Source organism: Streptomyces sp. NPDC051664 (genome assembly GCF_044453545.1).
GTDB lineage: Bacteria > Actinomycetota > Actinomycetes > Streptomycetales > Streptomycetaceae > Streptomyces.
In genome coordinates this window covers 450,278-467,470 of record NZ_JBITCU010000004.1, presented here as the reverse complement: position 1 = coordinate 467,470, position 17,193 = coordinate 450,278, and the positions used below count along the sequence as shown (strand labels likewise).

The window sequence follows — 17,193 nt, the reverse complement described above, 5'->3', positions numbered from 1 at the left end:
CCTCGACCGGGCGGCGTGCGGGTGGGTGGGGACAGCGCGTCACGGGGCGGCTGTCAGCCCTTCACGGCACCGGCGCTGAAGCCGGTGATCAGCCACTTCTGGATGAAGGCGAAGACGATCACCACGGGGATCGCTGCGATCACACCGCCCGCGGCGAGCGCCCCCAGGTCGACGCTGTCCGCGCCGATGAGGGTGTTCAGGCCGACCGGGATCGTCTGCTTGTCCTGCTCGCTGAGGAACATCAGGGCGAACAGGAAGTGGTTCCAGCTGTGCACGAAGGCGAAGGAGCCGACGGCGATCAGTCCGGGGCGCAGCAGCGGCAGCACCACCGCGCAGAAGGCCCGGAGGCGCGAACAGCCGTCCACCCAGGCGGCCTCTTCCAGACTGACCGGCACGTTCTTGATGAAGCCGCTGATCAGGATGATGGAGAGCGGCAGCTGGAACACCGTCTCGGCGATGACGACGCTCCCGAGGGAGTTGATCATCTGCAGGTTCTTGAAGATCTCGAAGAGCGGTACGAGCATCAGCGCGCCGGGGATGAACTGCGAGCAGAGCAGCGCGAGCATGAAGCCGTTCTTGATCCGGAAGTCGAACCGGGCGAGGGCGTAGCCGCCGGACAGGGCGACGAGCGTCGTGGCGACCAGGGTGCAGACGCCGACGATCATGCTGTTCTGGAAGAAGACGGCGAAGCTCCGCTCGGTCCAGACCTTGGAGAAGTGCTCCCCCGTCATCGGCCACGGCAGGAGCGAGGTGGATCCGGTGGGCCGTACGGCGAAGAGGAACATCCAGTAGAACGGGACGAGAGTGAAGAGCAGATAGATGCCGAGTGGTACGTAGATCTGCCAGCGCGGTACGTCGTCGAAGGCGCGCTCACGCCCGCGGCGGTGCTCGGCGGGCGGTTCGGTGTTGCGTACGGGCTCCAGCACGGTTCCGGTGTGCTTCTCGGCGAGTGCGGCAGTCACTTGTGGTCGCCTCCGAACTTGCTCAGGCGCAGGTAGACGATCGAGCAGAAGAGGAGGATCACGAAGGCGACGGTGGTGAGTGCGGAGGCGTAGCCGAAGTCGTGGCCCTCGATGCCGGTGTTGGCGACATAGAGCGGCAGGGTGGTCGTCTCGCCGGCCGGTCCGCCGCCGGTGAGGGTGTAGAGCAGGTCGACGTTGTTGAACTCCCAGACGCCGCGCAGCAGCGTGGAGAGGATGATCGCGTCCCGCAGGTGAGGCAGCGTGATGTGGAAGAACTGGCGCAGCCGCCCGGCGCCGTCGACCGCTGCCGCCTCGTACAGCTCCTTGGAGACGGACTGCAGGTCGGCGAGGATGAGGATGGCGAAGAAGGGGACCCCGCGCCAGAGTTCGGCGACGGTCGCGGCCCAGAAGACGGTGCCGGTGTCGGAGAGCACGGAGGTGCCGTAGTCGCCGATCCCGGCGTCCGCGAGGTAGCGGCTGAAGCCGGTCGACGAGTTGTAGAGCAGGATCCAGATGGTGCTGGTGAGTACGCCGGAGACGGCCCACGGCGAGAAGACCATGGCGCGGGAGATGCCCCGTCCGATGAAGGTCTGATTGACGATCAGGGCCAGCGCGAGGCCGAGGGCCAGCTGGAGCGCGACCTGGGTGACGACCCACTGGGCGCTGAAGCCGAGCGTCGGCCAGAACTGATCGTCCTCGGTGAAGATCCGGGTGAAGTTGTCGAAGCCGGCGAAGCCGTTCCGCCACGGCTTGGTGACGTTGTAGTTCTGCAGGCTGTAGTAGAAGACGCTGATCATCGGGTAGGCGATGAAGCCCAGCATCAGCAGACCCGCGGGGGCGACCAGCAGATACGGCAGCCGACGCGGGTTCGCGGAGCGGCGCCGGGGCACCTTGGGCGGTGTGGCCACAGCGGCGGCTTGGGCCATGACACGTCTCCGTTCTTTGGGAAGTGCGGGTATCGGTGGTGCGAGTGCTGGAGGTGCGTGTATTGCGCAAGCGCTTTCCGCATGCCGTTCGGTCTGCCGAACGGGCGGTGCGCCGGAATTCTCGGTGGGCGATCAGCCCGCGTACGGGTCGGGCACCTCGCCCTGCCGGGCCAGGAAGGCGAAGTCGCAGCCCTGATCGGCCTGGGTGATCTGGTCGTGGTACAGCGCGCCGTAACCACGCTCGTACCGGGTGGGCGGCGGCGTCCACGCGGCCCGGCGCCTCGCCAACTCCTCGTCCGGCACATCGAGATGAAGCAGTCGCGCCTCGACGTCCAGGGTGATCAGGTCACCGGTGCGGACGAGGGCGAGCGGCCCGCCGACGTACGACTCGGGCGCGATGTGCAGCACGCACGCCCCGTAACTGGTGCCGCTCATCCGGGCGTCGGAGAGCCGCACCATGTCCCGGACACCCTGCTTGAGCAGATAGTCGGGGATCGGCAGCATCCCGTACTCGGGCATCCCGGGACCGCCCTTGGGCCCGGCGTTGCGGAGCACCAGCACATGGTCCGGCGTGAGGGCCAGGGCCGGATCGTTGATGCTGCCCTGCATCTCCCGGTAGTTCTCGAAGACGACCGCGGGCCCGGTGTGCCGCAGCAGTTCCGGTTCGGCGGCGATGTGCTTGATCACCGCACCGTCCGGGCAGAGGTTGCCGCGCAGGACCGCCACGCCGCCCTCCTCCGCGAGGGGGTTGTCGCGGTCGCGTATGACATCGGAGTTGTGCACGAGCGCCCCGTCGAGCTGCTCGCGGAGTGTGTCGTACGAGACGGTCGGCCGGTCCAGGTGCAGTACGTCGGTCAGCCCCGCCAGGAACCCGGGCAGCCCGCCGGCGAAGTGGAAGTCCTCCATCAGGTACTTCCCGCCAGGGCGGAGATTGGCGAGCACGGGGACGGTGCGGGCGATCCGGTCGAAGTCGTCGAGGGTGAGCTTCACTCCCGAGCGGCCCGCCATCGCGATCAGATGGATGACGGCGTTGGTGGAGCCGCCGAGCGCCAGAACGGTGGCGACCGCGTCCTCGTACGCCTCCGCCGTGAGGATCGACGACAGCTTCCGCTGCTGCCACACCAGCTCGACGATCCGGAGTCCGGACTGCGCCGCCATCCGGTCGTGCCCGGAGTCCACGGCCGGGATCGACGAGGCTCCCGGCACCGTGACACCGAGTGCCTCGGCGGCGGCCGTCAGGGTCGACGCCGTTCCCATCGTCATGCAGTGGCCGGGCGAGCGCGCGAGCCCGTTCTCCAGCTCACCCATCTCGCAGTCACCGATCAGCCCGGCCCGCTTGTCGTCCCAGTACTTCCACATGTCGGTGCCGGAGCCGAGGACTTCGTTGCGCCAGTGCCCCGGCAGCATCGGTCCGGCCGGCACGAACACGGTCGGCAGGTCGACCGATGCGGCGCCCATCAGCAGCGCGGGTGTCGACTTGTCGCAGCCGCCCAGCAGCACGGCGCCGTCGACCGGGTAGGAGCGCAGCAGCTCCTCCGTCTCCATCGCCAGCATGTTGCGGTAGAGCATCGGGGTCGGCTTCTGGAACGTCTCCGAGAGGGTGGAGACCGGGAATTCGAGCGGGAAGCCGCCCGCCTGCCAGACGCCCCGCTTGACCGCCTGCGCACGGTCACGCAGATGGACGTGGCAGGGGTTGATGTCGGACCAGGTGTTGAGGATCGCGATGACCGGCTTGCCGAGGTGCTCCTCGGGGAGGTAGCCGAGCTGGCGGGTGCGCGCCCGGTGACTGAACGACCGCAGCCCGTCCGTCCCGTACCACTGGTGACTGCGCAGCTCCTCGGAGCCGATCATTCCGTCCTCGCGCGTCATATCGACCATCCGGCGACCTCGTCGGCGACCTCGGCACGCCGCTCCTCGGGCAGCACCCGGCTGGGCGGGCGGACGTCGCGGCGGCAGAGGCCGAGCGAGGCGAGGGCCTCCTTGACGACCGTCACGTTGTTGGCGGACTGGCGGTCGGCGCGCAGCTCCTCGAAGCGGCGGATCTGCTCCCAGACCTTCATCGCCGACGGGTGGTCGCCGGCCCGCAGTGCCTCCAGCATGGCCAGCGAGACCCCGGGCGCGACGTTGACGAGTCCGGAGGTGAAGCCGGTGGCCCCGGCGGAGAAGTAGGCGGGGGCGTACAGCTCGGCGAGACCGGCGATCCAGACGAACCGGTCCAGGCCCGCGTCCCGGGCGAAGGCCGCGAACCGCGCGGCGTCCGGGACGGCGTACTTCACGCCGATGACATTGGGGCAGCTGTCGGCGAGCGCGGCGAGACGCTCCCCGTCGAGCTGCGGGTTGCGGATGTACGGCACGAGGCCGAGCCCGGGGACGGCTTCCGCGATCGCCCGGTGGTAGTCGACCCAGCCGTCCTGCGAGACGTACGGGTGCACGGGCTGATGGACCATCACCATCTCGGCGCCGGCGTCGCGTGCGTGCTCGGCGGCGGCCACGGCGGTCGGCACGTCGTGCCCGACCCCGACCAGGACCGTGGCGCGTCCGCCCACCTCGTCGATGGTCAGTTCGGTGACGGTGCGCCGCTCCTCGGGGGTGAGCGCGTAGAACTCCCCGGTGTTGCCGTTCGGGGTGAGGATGCGTACGCCGCCGTCGAGGAGCCGCCGCAGCAGTCCGCGGTGAGCCGCCGTGTCGATGGTCCCGTCCGCGGCGAACGGGGTCACCGGGATCGCGACGACATCTGCGAGGGCCGCCTTCAGCGGTGTGAGGTCCATGCGGACAGGCCTTTCGTCGGTGTGCTGGTGGTTCATGCCCCGCCCTCCTCGGTCTGTGCTCCCTCGGGGAAGGCGCGGCGGACGAACGACGCGATGTGGTCGTGCAGGGCGCCGGCCGCGGCGTCCGCGTCGTCGGCGAGCGCGAGCCGCAGGATCTCCCGGTGCTCGGCCGCCTCCCGCTCCCAGGACGGGATGGTCGCCCAGGCGACCGTCGACACGAGTGCGGCCTGGTCGCGGACCTCGTCGAGCATCCGGGCCAGCAGCGGGTTGCCGCAGGGCAGGTACAGCGCCCGGTGGAAGTCCCGGTTGGCGAGCGACCGGTCGGCCTTGTCACCGGCCGAGTCGGCCCGCTCCAGGGCTTCCTGGGCCGCGTCGAGCGAGGCCCTGCGGGTGATGGAGCGGCGCAGCGCCTCCGGCTCGAGGAGCAGCCGTACGTCGTACACCTCACGGGCCATCGCCGCGTCGACCAGCCGCACGGTGACACCCTTGTACTGGCTCATCACGACGAGTCCGGTACCGGCAAGGGTCTTGAGCGCCTCGCGCACCGGGGTCTTGGAGACCCCGAACTGTGCGGCGAGTTCGGTCTCGACAAGGGCCTGCCCCGGTCTCAGCTGCGCCGTGAGGATCGCGTGCTTGATCGCCTCCAGCACGTACTGGGTGCGGGACGGAATCGGGGTGGGCGCAAAGGTCATGAGTGAAGGGCTCTCGCATCTCGCGTATGGCGTATCGCGTCTCATATATGACGTACGAAGTACGACGCGTTGAAGCTAGAGCCGGTGCAAATGTTTCGTCAACGCTTCTGACGAAAGAACTTCCGGCAACTCGATGTAAGGCATCTGCCCGATGTCCGGATACGTCCTCAGTCGCCAGCATGAGTCCCACAACACACGTGCGGGTCACCGGGGTTCGGGGGCGCAATGGCAGGGTCGGCGGCGGGCAGGGTGCTGCGGGATCGCAACGCCGGGCTGTATCTGGCGGCGGTCGTCGTCACAGGGTTCGGAACGTCCGCGATGTGGCTCACGGCGGGGATCTGGGTCAAGTCCCTGACCGGGTCGGACAGCCTGGCGGCGCTTGCCGTGTTCGCCATGTGGCTTCCCTCGCTGATCGGGCCCGCGCTCGGCACGCTCGTCGACCGGGTACGCCGCAAACCGCTGCTGATCCGGGCGAACCTCACCATGGCGGGGCTGCTCACCGTGCTGCTCACGGTCGATTCGGCGGAGCGGATCTGGATCCTCTTCGTCGTCCTCGTGCTCTACGGGGTGAGCGGTGTCGTGATGGACGCGGCCGAGACGTCGCTCGTCGCGCACACCGTCGACGTCCGGCTGCTCGGCGACTTCAACGGACTCCGGATGATCGCGGCCGAAGGCATGAAGCTCCTCGCGCCGCTGACCGGCGCCGGCTTGTACGCCCGGTTCGGGGGCGGCGCGGTGGCGCTGCTCGACGCGGCGTCGTTCGCCCTGGCGGCGGGGGTCTGCGCGCTGTTGCGGGTGAGCGAACCGGCCCGGCCGGTCCGCACGGACCGGCGGGGCGAACTGGCCGCGGGGATCCGGCAGGTGTGGCACTCGCCGGTGCTGCGGCCGCTGGTGCTGGCGGGTTCGGCGACGATGCTCTGTGCCGGGCTCAGCGGGGCGGCGGTCTACGCCCTCGTGGACGACGGGCTCGGGCACTCCCCCACGTACGCGGGTGTGCTGTACGCGGCGCAGGGCGCCGGGTCCATCGCGATCGGGCTGCTGGCCGGTCCGTTGCTGCGGCGGCTGCCGGAGCGAGTGTTCACCGCGGCCGGGATCGCGCTGTTCGCGGCGGCGGTGGGGGTGCGGGCGCTGCCGTACGACGCGGTGGCTCTGGTCACGAGCGCCGCGATCGGGGCGGGTCTGCCGTGTGTGCTGATCGCCGCGATGACCGCGGTGCAGCGGGAGACACCGGATGCCGTGCTGGGCCGTACGACGGCGACCGCCAACTCGCTGATGATGGTGCCGAACGCGGTGGCGCTGGCGCTCGGCGCGGGGCTGATCGCGGTGCTGGACATCCGGGTGCTGCTGCCGTTGATCGGTGCGGCGGGGCTACTGACCGCGGCCCTGCTGATCACGGATCGGTGGGGGCGGCCGGCGGCCGCCCCCACCGATCCGGTTCCGTCATCGACCGAGGCGTGACAGCGCTTCGGCGACGGTCCTCAGGTCCGGGTCGGAAGCCAGCCCGGCGTGGTACAGGCGCAGTTGGTTCGCGCCGAGCGAGGCCGCGTGCGCGACGTCGCGCTCCAGCGTGGCGGGGCTGCCACCCATGCCACCGACCACGGTGAAGTTGGCGGCGACCACCCGGTCGGACCGGCCGGCGAACGGTCCGAGGACCGTCTCGCGCGCCGCGTCACCGCCGGTGCAGGGCAGCACCACCCCGTCGGCCACGGAGAGGATGTGCTGCGGGTCGACGCCCACGTTCGCACCGGAGCGGTACGGGGCGGGGTCGGCGTGCAGCAGCACCTGGAAGTCCTCCGCGGCCGCCGCCCGCACAGCGGCGACCGCGGACTCCTGGAGCGTGCGGGCGACCTGGCCGCGGAACTCCAGGGTGGCGGCGGCGAGATCGGCGCCGAGGAGTTTCTCGACGCCGGACCAGCCGGCCTCCGAGGAACCGGACCCTGCCCAGACCGGTTCCAGGGCCGCGCACACGGCCCGGCTCAACTCATCCGCTTCCACGCCGTGTTCGCCGTATCCGGTCCAGCAGTCGGGGCAGAAGCAGAGCGACATCAGGTACTGCGCCGCGTCCCCGAGGCCGACGCCCGCGATCTTGTCGTGGGCGTGCAGATGCGCGAAGCCGTACCAGCCGCAGGACTCCAGCTCGGTGCCGCGCGTGCCGCCGCGCACCGCCGCCTCGCCCGCCAGCTCCGTCAGGTACGCGCGGACCGCGGGCTGCGCGATGCAGGGCGCCCACGGGTAGCGGTCGCCGTACGCGTTGACCACCGAGGTGTCCGGATGCTCGGCGCCCAGCCGGGAGTTGTGCGCGAGCACCACCCAGCTGTGCACCTCCAGACCGGCATCCGTCAGCGCCTGCGCGGCCTCGGCGTACGGATCGTCCGAGGCCACCCAGGACTGCGCGTACGGGCGCAGTTCGCGCCCCGCCCACCGCCCGGCGTCCGCCGGGTACAGCACCGCGGCGTGTTCGGCGGTGACGATCCGGCTGCCGGGGTGACGCGGGGTCAGCGCCCGGGTCGAGTGGTAGGCGGCGGCGAGCGTCACCTGCCCGACGCCGAGGTCCGCGACACGGGCGGCGGCGTCCGGGTCCCCGACGATGTCCCACGGGTACAGGAAGGCGGAGGCCTTCATGCTGCGGGCTCCTCGGGCGCGGTCCTGGCCTGTCCGTACTTCTCCAGCACGGCGCGGCCGCGCTCGATGATCCCGGCCAGCTCCTCGATGTGCGCGGCGGGCGGCTCGGTGAGCGGGGTGCGGACCTCGCCGACCGCGTGGCCCTCCAGCCGGACGGCGGCCTTGACCAGCGAGACGGCGTAGCCGCGGCCCTTGGCGCGCAGCTCGACGAGCGGCCGGTAGAAGTGGTCGAGCAGTGCGTTGGCGAACTCGTCGTCACCGGAGTCCAGGGCCCGGTGGAAGGCGAGGGCGATGTCCGGCGCGAAGGCGAACACGGCGGAGGAGTAGAGCGTGACGCCGATGCCACGGTAGGCGAGCCCGGTGAGCTCGGCGGTGGGCAGCCCGTTGAAGTACAGGAAGTCCTGGCCGGGCAGCTCGGTACGGACGGCGCTGACGATGCGCTGCATCAGGTCGAGGTCGCCGTAGCCGTCCTTGAGGCCGATGACCCCGGGCGTCCGGGCCAGGGCGACGACGGTCTCCGGGGTGAAGACTGCGTTGTCACGCTGGTAGACGATCGTCTCCAGAGAGGTGGCCGCGGCCAGCGCCGTGTAGTGGGCGAGCAGCCCTTCCTGGTCGGCGAAGACCAGGTACGGCGGCATGGCGAGGAGCCCGTCCGCGCCCGCTTCCTCGGCGAGCTTCGCGTACTGGATCGCCAGGGCCGTGCCGTACCCGGCGCCCGCGACGACGGGCACCTCCCCGGCGGTCTCCTCGACCGCCGCGGCGACGACGAGACGGAACTCCTCCGGCGTCAGCGCGTGGAACTCGCCCGTGCCGCAGCAGGCGAAGACGGCGGCCGCGCCGGCATCGATGCCGGCGCGCACATGCGCGCGGAAGGCATCGAGATCGACAGCGCCGTCCGGCCCGTAGGCGGTGACGGGGAAGAAGAGCGGCCCGGCGACATGGGTGAGTCGGGCGGCAAGGGGGGCTGAGGTCACGGGCGCTCCCTGAGCGGATTCAGGCGTGCACAATTCTGATCGGCGTCCATATTCATGAACGGCACCAAGTTAAGGCAGCCACGCGGGGCAGGTCAAGACGGGAGCTCGCGACACAGAGGCGGAGTCGGAGCGGAGTCGACACCCCCGCACAGGAGGCGCGTACCACTTGACGCGCCGCGCCCTCACTTCTTAGTTTGTCCATGCATGTGAATGTCGTCCATGGATTTGATGTGTCGCGCGTATGTACCGAGGAGATCAGCGAATGCCCGCTCCCCGCACCGTCCTGCTCACCGGCGCCGCCGGCGGCCTCGGCAGCCTGATGCGCGGCCTGCTGCCCGCGTACGGCTACGAACTCCGCCTCTTCGACGTCACCCCCATCGAAGGCGAGCCGGACGCGATCACGGCCGACCTCGGCGACAAGGAGGCGCTGCGTGAGGCCGTGCGCGGCGTCGACGCGATCATCCACCTCGCGGGCATCTCACTGGAAGCCTCCTTCGACAAGATCCTGCGAGCCAACGTCGAGGGGACGTACAACCTGTACGAGGCCGCGCGCGAGGAGGGCGTCCGGCGCATCGTGTTCGCCTCCTCCAACCACGCCATCGGCTACACGCCGCGCCCGCTCCCCGGCGACCCGCTGATCCCGATCGCCACACCGCGCCGCCCCGACACCTTCTACGGCCTCTCCAAGTCGTTCGGCGAGGATCTCGCCCAGCTCTACTGGGACAAGCACGCCCTGGAGACCGTCTCCGTGCGCATCGGCTCCTGCTTCATGGAACCGACGTCCGTACGGATGCTGTCGGTCTGGATGAGCCCCGGTGACGGCGCCCGGCTCTTCCACGCGGCGCTCACCGCCGACGAGGTCGGGCACACGGTGGTCTACGGCTCCTCCGACAACACCCGCCTATGGTGGGACCTGACCACGGCCCGGTCGCTCGGGTACGAGCCGCAGGACGACTCCGAGCAGTACGCGGAGAAGCTCGTCGCGGAACAGGGCGAACTCGACCCGCACAACCCGGACCACGCCCACCTCGGCGGCCACTTCGTCACCCACCCGCCGATCTGGCCGTACTAGGGGCTGTCCCGTAACCAGGAAATTCATGCGACGGCATCCGGGGCGAGCGGGCACCATACGGCCATGCCGAGGCCTTCCGGATTCCAGTACGAGCAACATGGCGACGCGAGCGTGACGATCACCCATCACGGCCGCCCGGCAGGCACCCTACGGGGCAGCCGGGCGGAGAAGTTCCTGGCCGAAGTGGTGTCCGGCGATGCCCAGCTCGTCATGGCGCGCTGGACGGGCGCCTACAAGCACGGCAACGAGCGCACCGCCCGCGACCACCCCCGCAACCGGGCACGCGGCGGGCGCTGATCCGTACGGAGCAAGCCCGCGAAGGTAAGGGAACGGCAAAGCCGGGTCGTTCGTTACCCCGGACATGACCGCTATGACCCCCGGCTCGAACATCCCTCTCTCCGCCGCCCGCGTGGCGGTGGACGTCGCCGCCCCGGTGCGGCTCGACGTCTCGGGCCTGCTGCTCACCGCCGACGGCAAGGTGCGCTCCGACGACGACTTCATCTTCTACAACCAGCCCACCGGGCCCGGTGTGACCCACCGTTCCGGCGGCGGCACGGCGCCGGACGCGATCGTGGTGGACACCGCCGCGGTGCCGCCCGGCATCGAGAAGATCGTCGTCACGGCGAGCCCCGACGCGGCTGGCCAGACATTCCAGGGCATCGAACCCACCGCCACCGTGCGCAACGCGGACGACGGCAGCGTGCTCGCCACCTTCACCCCGCCCGGTCTCGGTGCCGAAACGGCGCTCGTGGTCATCGAGGTCTATCTGCGCAATGGCGCCTGGAAGGCCCGAGCGGTCGGCCAGGGCTATGCCAACGGGCTGGCGGGCATCGCCACGGACTTCGGCGTCTCGGTCGAGGAGGAGCCCGCCGCGCCGCCCGCCCCGGTCGCACCCCCGATGCCCGCCGCCGCCCCCGCGGACCCGCGGATCGCCGCTCCCCCGGCCCCGGCCGCCCCGCCAGCCCCGCCCGTCGCCGCTCCGGCGCCCGCCGGCACCGGCAAGATCAACCTCGACAAGGGCCGGGTCAACCTCCAGAAGAACCAGACGGTGTCCCTGGTCAAGGGCGGCCGCCCGCTGCTCTCCCAGGTCAAGATGGGGCTGGGCTGGGAACCCGCGTTCCGCGGCAAGGACATCGACCTCGACGCCTCGGTGATCGCCTACGGCCCCAATCGCAACCACCTGGACAGCTGCTACTTCGGCAAGCTCTCCATCCTGAACGGCGCGATCAAGCACTCCGGCGACAACCTCACGGGCGAGGGCGCGGGGGACGACGAGGTGATCGTCGTGGACCTGGGCCGGATCCCCCCGGAGGCGACGGGGCTGGTCTTCACGGTCAACTCGTTCACCGGCCAGAAGTTCACCGAGGTCGCCAAGGCCTACTGCCGGCTGATCGACGCGACGTCCGGCGAGGAGCTGGTCCGCTTCGACCTGACCGGCGCCGAGCCGCAGACCGGCGTGATGATGGCGAAGCTGATCAAGCAGTTCTCCGGCGAGTGGGAGATGACGGCGATGGGTGACTTCGTCAAGTCGCGCACGGTCCGCGGCATGGTCAAACCCGCCGCCCAGGCGCTGTAGAAGGTCGCTGCGCACACGCCTGGAGCTCGCTCCTGAAATGGCTTCCGGGGCACCTGCGGGATCTGCAGGTGCCCCGGAAGGGGGGTGCGGGACGGACGCTTCGTACGCTCGTCGTCCCTCTCAGAGCTTGGTCAGCTTGGAGTACGGGCTCAGGATCCTCCCCTGTCGCCCCGAGAAGTCGATGAGCACTGCGTCGTTGTCGCCCTCGACAGCGAGGACTCGACCGAGTCCGAACTGGTCATGCGACACCCTGTCGCCCACATCGAAGCATTCGACCGGTGGGGCCGCCTGGGCCGGGCGGTTGAAGGGACTGGAAGGCAGGTGACGCCGGGATCCGGCTGACTGTTTCATTACGTTGAGTATGCGCCTCCGGGACGCCCGACGCCATGCCCGACCGCTCCTGGGGGCCCACTGATGCCGGATTCGTAATCAGCGATTCCAGGGCCAGTCGGCGTCCCGCCCCGCCTCCAGCAGGGGCACCATGCGGAATGCGGCGTCCGAAAGACCCCCGAAGGTGTGGCGGTTCTCGCTTCCGGAGGGGGCGTGCCCGACCCGGTATCCGGCCAGATTCCAGGTGTACACGGGCACACTCGCCGGGACGGCCTCGGTGGCATCACCGCGGTACGTGAACGACGCCTGCTCGTCCGTGACGATCAGTACCCGGTCATGGCCGCGGTAGTGCCGGCGGACCGCCTCCGCGGTGTCGGTGCCACCGAGATCACCGAACCGGTCCAGGATCTTCAGCACGGACTCGCCCCTGCGAAAGGTCACCGGTGCGCTGTTCGTACCGAATTCCACCAGATCGGCATCGGTGGCCCGCAGCGCGAGCGCCGCACCGAAGATCGCGGCGGCGTCGGCCCGGTTCAGCTGCGACCGGTCCGAGAGCGGCGACCACATCGAGCCCGAGCGGTCGACCAGGATCAGCGTCCGCCCCCGCAGCGCCGGAACGTTCGCGAGGGAGTGGCCGAGCGCCTGCTCCAGCGGGTACGCCCAGCGCAGCGACGGCGCGTGCCGGTACGCCGCGAGGTAGCGGAACGGGAACTGCCGCGATGCGGCGACCACGGCCGGGTCGGAGATCTTCGCCGCCACCTGCGCGGCGACCTCGTCCGAGACGCCCGCCTCGTCGAAGTTCCGCAGATTGCGGACGAGCGCCATCGCCCCCATCGACGCAATGACCGCCTCCCATGCCGCGGCGTCCATCGGACCCTGCAGCCAGCCGGCGAGGGCCTCCCAGGTCATGCCCGCTGCGGCCAGCCGGTCCGACCCGTCGGGTGCGGTGATCACGGCCCGCCGCTCCTCGACCGGCAGCTCCATCAGCGCCCGGTGGGCGGTGAGGGTGCGGTTCGAGGCGGGCGGAACAGCCGCGTCCGGGTGGTGCCGGCGGTCGAGGGCATAGCGGAACAGCTCGCCCTGCCACGCCTTCTCCGGGTCGGGCGCGGCGTGCACCAGGTTCAGGATGTCGCCGAAGCGGTAGCCCTTGGACGCGGTGTCGTACTTCAGCAGCGACTTGCCGTTGTAGAGGCGGCGTACGGCGTCGGCGATCCCGCGCTTCACAGGCTTGGGCACGGTACGGCCGTACTGCGAGGTCCAGTACCCCAGCAGCTCACCGGGCTCGTCGGCGCGCAGCAGGACGGAGTCGACGACCTGTCGGTTGGACGGCCCGTCCTCGGCCCCCGCGTCGAGCCGGGCCTTCACGTACTCGGCGGCGCCGACGATCGCCGCGGTCCGCATCCCGCCGTCGCGGCGCAGCCATCCCAGCAGTCCGGCGGTCCAGTCGGGGTCGCCCACCGCAAGGATGCGTACCAGAGTGGCGAAGCGGCTGTCGCGCTGCTCGGCATTCTCGTAAAAGGTCTGCTGCGAGACGAAATTGGCGACGGCAAGCAGAAAAAGTTCGGAACGGTTGTCCCGGAGATGTCCGCGACCACCCTGACGGGTGGGCGCGGTGCGCCCGGTCGACTTCACGGGCGACGTCGTATTCGCCTTGGTGGTACGGGTGTTGAAGCGTGCCATGGTGAATTCCCCCGAATTCATTGGGGGAAGACACAGCGCATGGGTGCCCGAGATCAGGAGTCGGCGACGGGCTTGCCTGATGCTCTGCCCATTGAGCTACCGGCCGTGGCCGGGCGGGACTTGAACCCGCAACCGTCAGATCCGAGAAGTATCCGTCACCTGCGCACCGGGCACCCGATGCTGTGCCTCCCGAGATCAAGGTCGGCGACGGCGGAACTTGTTTCGAAGAAGTAGCCGTGGCCTGCGCACCGGGAGGTGCGTGCAATTTCTTGAAGCTGTACGTGCCCAGAGATCACAGTCGGCGGAACCGACGAAGGTGCTCTACCCCCTGAGCTACACCGGCTCGAAAGCCGATGGCGGGACTCGAACCCGCGACATCCCCATTAAGAGTGGAAGTAGGTCCTGCCTGCGCACCTGGGCACAGACAGGACCTTAGAAGACCGGCCTCCGGACGCGCGACGGGTTTTTCGGGGCGTCCGGACGGTGTGTCAGTGCCGGTTCGGCTGGCGCTTCCACGGGCCGGTGATGGCGAGCATGATGCCTGGCGTCTGGATGTTGGCGAACAGCGTCTTCCCGTCGGGCGAGAAGGTGACGCCGGTGAACTCGCTGTACTCCGGCTCCTCGGCCGTGCCCGCGTTCAGGTCGTTGCGCGCGATCGGGTACGTGCGGCCGCTCTCCGTCGCCCCGAAGAGGTGCTGGACGCCCTCGCCGTCCTCGGCGATGACCAGACCGCCGTACGGCGAGACGGTGATGTTGTCCGGGCCGTCGAAGGCGCCGTCCTTCGACGGGTCGGCGTTCACGCCCAGGAGCACCTTCAGCGTCAGCGTGCGGCGCTTCGGGTCGTAGAACCAGACCTGGCCGTCGTGCTGGACGGGGCTCTCCTCGCGGGCGAACGAGGAGACGATGTAGACGCCGCCGTCACCCCACCACATGCCTTCGAGCTTGCGGGCGCGGGTGACGTCCTGGTCGCCGAACTGCTTGCGCACGGAGACGGTCTTGGCGTCGCGGTCGACGACGTCGACCCAGTCCACGCCGTACACCGTGCCGATCTTCGTGGCGCGGGACAGGTCGTCGACGAACTTGCCGCTCTTGTCGAAGCACTTGGTGGCCTGGAGGACACCGGCGTCGTCGGCGAGCGTGCGCAGCTCGCCGCGGCCGTGCTTGAAGCCGTGCGGCGGAACCCAGCGGTAGAGCAGCCCGTTGGGGCCGGCCGCGTCCTCGGTCAGGTAGGCGTGACCGAGCTTGGGGTCGATGACGACAGCCTCGTGGGCGTACCGGCCGAACGCCTTGATCGGGCGCGGGTCGCGGTTGGCGCGCTCGTCGTACGGGTCGACCTCGAAGACGTAGCCGTGGTCCTTGAGCAGACCGTTCTTGCCGGCCTTGTCCTCGGTCTCCTCGCAGGTGAGCCAGGTGCCCCACGGGGTGGCGCCACCGGCACAGTTGGTGGACGTGCCGGCGATGCCGACCCACTCGGCGGTGCGGCCGTCGCGGCGGGTCTCGACGACGGTGCAGCCACCGGCGGCGATCGGGTCGTAGACGAGGCCCTCGGCGAGCGGGACGGGGTGCTCCCAGCCGGCCCGGGTGCCGCTCAGCTCGTGGTTGTTGACGAGCAGGGTGACGCCGCGCGGGCCCTCGAAGGCGGCCGTGCCGTCGTGGTTGGAGGGGGTGTACTCGCCGGATTCCAGCTTGGTGACACCGCTGTGGGTGACGATGCGGTACGAGAATCCGGCGGGCAGCGCGAGTACGCCCTTCGGGTCGGAGACCAGCGGCCCGTAGCCGGGTTCGTGGCTGTGACCGTGTCCGTGGTCATGACCGTGGTGGTCGTCGTGGCCGGACTCCTGGGCGGCGAGGGCACCAGGGGCGGTAGCCAGGGCGGCGACGGTACCGGTCAGGGCGATGCCCGCGCCGGTGAGGGCGGACTGCTTGGTGAATTCCCTGCGCGTGAAGGGCATCACGAACTCCTGGAGCTGCTGGGACGGGTGTTTGTGGGCTCACGCTCCCGCCCCTGCACCAACACCAGTTGAACTGAGGGCGTCTTCGAGCGACATCCTTTCTGTGAACCTTCACAGAGCCCCTACCGCCGCCCTCCGCCCGGCTGCCCGACTGGACGCCCGGCGCCGGCCGCCCCGCTCAGCCGCCCGAACGCGATCGCGCCTTGAACGCCGCCTTCCGCGCTTCCTTCGCCTGCTTCTTGTCGCTGTGCAGCCGCCCCATCGCCTCCAGGACGTCCGCCGTCGCCGGGTGCGCCACCCGCCACGCCTCGTCGAAGAACCCGCTGTGCTGGCCGGAGAGCCCCTCGACCAGCCCCTGGAGCTCGTCCAGATCGCCTTCCGCCTCCAGCTGGGCGGCGATCGTGTCGATGGCGAGCCAGAAGATCATCGCCTCCGGCGGCGGGGGCACGTCGGCCGCGCCGCGCTCGGCGAGCCAGACCCGGGCGAGGCCGCCCAGCTCCGCGTCGTCGAGCACCGCACGGACCGCGGGCTCCGCCTCCGCGCCGACCAGGGCGAGCGCCTGCTGACACTGGAGCCTGCGCAGCGGGGCCTGCTGGTCCACGCCGCGTGCCGCGTCCAGCAGTTCGCCCGCGGCCCCGTCCGCGCCGCGGCGGGCGAGCCACTGCTCGACCTCGCTGCGCGCCGCCGCATCCGGGTAGTACGCGATGCCGCCGAGGAGCGTGTCCGCGCCCTTGTCCACGAGATCGCCGATCGCCGGGGCATCGATACCGGCCTCCAGCATCCGGGCCCGGATGCCGTACAGGCCGAGGGGGGTCAGCCGCACCATGCCGTACCGGCTGACGTCCTCGTCGTCGGCAGGCGGCTGGGCCTCCTCGCCCTCCTCGGCGAGCAGCGTCTCGTCCACCGGCCGGTAGGCGACGATTCCGATCGGTTCCAGAAGCCGGAACTGGTCGTCGAGGCGCATCATTGCCTCCGACACCTGTTCCAGGATGTCGTCGGTGGGCTCGCCCATCTCGTCGGGCACGATCATCGACGCGGCGAGCGCGGGCAGCGGTACGGGCGCCTCGCCCTCGCTGCCGTCGCCGACCGTGAGCAGATACAGGTTGCCGAGCACGCCGTCGAGGAACTCGGCTTCCGCCTCCGGGTCCCAGTCCAGGGAGTCGAAGTCGATCGAGCCGTCCTCGCCGACGAGATCGGCGAAGTCGTCGAAGACGGGTGCGGTGGCGTCGGCGTGCACGGCCTCCAGGCCGTCGAGCCAGATCGTGAGGACGTCCTGCGGGGAGCCACCGGTCAGCAGCCCCAGGTTCTCGCCCGCGCTGACGGTCCCCTCGGCATCCTCTGCGTCGTCGTCCCCCTCGGGGTCGTGGACGTCGAGGAGCCCGGTGTCGACCGCGAGCCGCCACGCCTCACTGGCCTCCGCGGCCCCGTCCTCGTCCGCCGCCAGCCCGAGGTGCTCGGCCGCGGCGGGCAGCTGCGCCTCGACGAGCTCGCCGCCGGCGCCGACCCGGGTCCCGGGTCCCGCCCAGCGGGCGAGCCGGACGGCCCGGGCGAGCAGCGGCGCGGCGAGCGCGTCCCGTGCCAGCTCCGCCTCGGAGTGCAGCCGTACCGGTGGCAGGGTGGGGCGCTCTGCGGACATCAG

15 protein-coding genes are annotated in these 17,193 nt (G+C 70.4%); 4 read left to right on the top strand and 11 right to left on the bottom strand.

All coding sequences use genetic code 11. The features are described 5' to 3' along the window. Positions 1 to 53: 53 nt before the first annotated feature. From ACIA8E_RS11175 to ACIA8E_RS11155, 5 genes are all read right to left on the bottom strand, one after another. Entirely contained in the window at positions 54 to 962 is a 909-nt protein-coding gene (locus ACIA8E_RS11175) for a carbohydrate ABC transporter permease (protein WP_399296733.1), read from the bottom strand. Continuing rightward, the gene (locus tag ACIA8E_RS11170; RefSeq protein WP_399296731.1) at positions 959 to 1,888 is read right to left on the bottom strand and encodes a carbohydrate ABC transporter permease; all 930 of its coding nucleotides are present in this window, start codon (positions 1,886 to 1,888) and stop codon (positions 959 to 961) included. The genes ACIA8E_RS11175 and ACIA8E_RS11170 overlap by 4 nt, the downstream gene beginning before the upstream one ends. Positions 1,889 to 2,020: 132 nt before the next feature. After that, on the bottom strand, positions 2,021 to 3,766 hold the full coding sequence (gene araD, locus ACIA8E_RS11165; protein ID WP_399296729.1) for an L-arabinonate dehydratase: 1,746 nt from the start codon (positions 3,764 to 3,766) through the stop codon (positions 2,021 to 2,023). Further along, complete coding sequence (locus tag ACIA8E_RS11160; RefSeq protein ID WP_399296829.1) at positions 3,754 to 4,656, bottom strand: dihydrodipicolinate synthase family protein; 903 nt, start codon at positions 4,654 to 4,656, stop codon at positions 3,754 to 3,756. The genes araD and ACIA8E_RS11160 overlap by 13 nt, the downstream gene beginning before the upstream one ends. Before the next feature lie 32 nt (positions 4,657 to 4,688). Beyond that, on the bottom strand, positions 4,689 to 5,348 hold the full coding sequence (locus ACIA8E_RS11155) for a GntR family transcriptional regulator (protein ID WP_030974630.1): 660 nt from the start codon (positions 5,346 to 5,348) through the stop codon (positions 4,689 to 4,691). A 225-nt stretch (positions 5,349 to 5,573) separates the two neighbouring features. Here ACIA8E_RS11155 and ACIA8E_RS11150 point away from each other — a divergent pair, with 225 nt between their 5' ends. Then, on the top strand, positions 5,574 to 6,806 hold the full coding sequence (locus ACIA8E_RS11150) for an MFS transporter (RefSeq protein ID WP_399296727.1): 1,233 nt from the start codon (positions 5,574 to 5,576) through the stop codon (positions 6,804 to 6,806). On the opposite strand, the gene ACIA8E_RS11145 is transcribed toward ACIA8E_RS11150, so the two are convergent. Beyond that, positions 6,789 to 7,970, bottom strand: coding sequence for a hypothetical protein (locus tag ACIA8E_RS11145; protein WP_399296725.1), 1,182 nt, complete (start codon positions 7,968 to 7,970; stop codon positions 6,789 to 6,791). The genes ACIA8E_RS11150 and ACIA8E_RS11145 overlap by 18 nt on opposite strands. Then, positions 7,967 to 8,944 (bottom strand): 5-dehydro-4-deoxyglucarate dehydratase, encoded by a 978-nt coding sequence (locus ACIA8E_RS11140; RefSeq protein ID WP_399296723.1) that lies wholly within the window; start codon positions 8,942 to 8,944, stop codon positions 7,967 to 7,969. The genes ACIA8E_RS11145 and ACIA8E_RS11140 overlap by 4 nt, the downstream gene beginning before the upstream one ends. Positions 8,945 to 9,206: 262 nt before the next feature. Here ACIA8E_RS11140 and ACIA8E_RS11135 point away from each other — a divergent pair, with 262 nt between their 5' ends. From ACIA8E_RS11135 to ACIA8E_RS11125, 3 genes are all read left to right on the top strand, one after another. Next, positions 9,207 to 10,016 (top strand): NAD-dependent epimerase/dehydratase family protein, encoded by an 810-nt coding sequence (locus ACIA8E_RS11135; protein WP_399296721.1) that lies wholly within the window; start codon positions 9,207 to 9,209, stop codon positions 10,014 to 10,016. Positions 10,017 to 10,079: 63 nt separating this feature from the next. After that, positions 10,080 to 10,313 (top strand): hypothetical protein, encoded by a 234-nt coding sequence (locus ACIA8E_RS11130; RefSeq protein WP_399296719.1) that lies wholly within the window; start codon positions 10,080 to 10,082, stop codon positions 10,311 to 10,313. Positions 10,314 to 10,377: 64 nt separating this feature from the next. Then, on the top strand, positions 10,378 to 11,592 hold the full coding sequence (locus ACIA8E_RS11125) for a TerD family protein (protein WP_399296717.1): 1,215 nt from the start codon (positions 10,378 to 10,380) through the stop codon (positions 11,590 to 11,592). A 120-nt stretch (positions 11,593 to 11,712) separates the two neighbouring features. On the opposite strand, the gene ACIA8E_RS11120 is transcribed toward ACIA8E_RS11125, so the two are convergent. The 4 genes from ACIA8E_RS11120 to ACIA8E_RS11105 all read right to left on the bottom strand — a co-directional run bounded on the left by ACIA8E_RS11120 (position 11,713) and on the right by ACIA8E_RS11105 (position 17,190). Further along, entirely contained in the window at positions 11,713 to 11,943 is a 231-nt protein-coding gene (locus ACIA8E_RS11120) for a hypothetical protein (RefSeq protein ID WP_014156926.1), read from the bottom strand. Positions 11,944 to 12,021: 78 nt separating this feature from the next. Then, positions 12,022 to 13,602: a TROVE domain-containing protein gene (locus ACIA8E_RS11115; protein ID WP_399296714.1), complete on the bottom strand. Its 1,581-nt coding sequence runs from the start codon at positions 13,600 to 13,602 to the stop codon at positions 12,022 to 12,024. 488 nt (positions 13,603 to 14,090) lie between these two features. Beyond that, positions 14,091 to 15,554, bottom strand: coding sequence for an alkaline phosphatase PhoX (locus ACIA8E_RS11110; protein WP_399296712.1), 1,464 nt, complete (start codon positions 15,552 to 15,554; stop codon positions 14,091 to 14,093). Between the two features lie 178 nt (positions 15,555 to 15,732). Further along, positions 15,733 to 17,190, bottom strand: coding sequence for a hypothetical protein (locus ACIA8E_RS11105; RefSeq protein ID WP_399296710.1), 1,458 nt, complete (start codon positions 17,188 to 17,190; stop codon positions 15,733 to 15,735). Positions 17,191 to 17,193: the final 3 nt, after the last annotated feature.

Bases quoted from the DNA above. Each gene is read 5' to 3' on its own strand.
- ACIA8E_RS11170 (WP_399296731.1), bottom strand. From the start codon at position 1,888: ATGGCCCAAGCCGCCGCTGTGGCCACACCGCCCAAGGTGCCCCGGCGC.
- araD (WP_399296729.1), bottom strand. From the start codon at position 3,766: ATGGTCGATATGACGCGCGAGGACGGAATGATCGGCTCCGAGGAGCTG.
- ACIA8E_RS11160 (WP_399296829.1), bottom strand. From the start codon at position 4,656: ATGGACCTCACACCGCTGAAGGCGGCCCTCGCAGATGTCGTCGCGATC.
- ACIA8E_RS11155 (WP_030974630.1), bottom strand. From the start codon at position 5,348: ATGACCTTTGCGCCCACCCCGATTCCGTCCCGCACCCAGTACGTGCTG.
- ACIA8E_RS11150 (WP_399296727.1), top strand. From the start codon at position 5,574: ATGGCAGGGTCGGCGGCGGGCAGGGTGCTGCGGGATCGCAACGCCGGG.
- ACIA8E_RS11145 (WP_399296725.1), bottom strand. From the start codon at position 7,970: ATGAAGGCCTCCGCCTTCCTGTACCCGTGGGACATCGTCGGGGACCCG.
- ACIA8E_RS11135 (WP_399296721.1), top strand. From the start codon at position 9,207: ATGCCCGCTCCCCGCACCGTCCTGCTCACCGGCGCCGCCGGCGGCCTC.
- ACIA8E_RS11130 (WP_399296719.1), top strand. From the start codon at position 10,080: ATGCCGAGGCCTTCCGGATTCCAGTACGAGCAACATGGCGACGCGAGC.
- ACIA8E_RS11125 (WP_399296717.1), top strand. From the start codon at position 10,378: ATGACCGCTATGACCCCCGGCTCGAACATCCCTCTCTCCGCCGCCCGC.
- ACIA8E_RS11120 (WP_014156926.1), bottom strand. From the start codon at position 11,943: ATGAAACAGTCAGCCGGATCCCGGCGTCACCTGCCTTCCAGTCCCTTC.
- ACIA8E_RS11115 (WP_399296714.1), bottom strand. From the start codon at position 13,602: ATGGCACGCTTCAACACCCGTACCACCAAGGCGAATACGACGTCGCCC.
- ACIA8E_RS11110 (WP_399296712.1), bottom strand. From the start codon at position 15,554: ATGCCCTTCACGCGCAGGGAATTCACCAAGCAGTCCGCCCTCACCGGC.
- ACIA8E_RS11105 (WP_399296710.1), bottom strand. From the start codon at position 17,190: ATGTCCGCAGAGCGCCCCACCCTGCCACCGGTACGGCTGCACTCCGAG.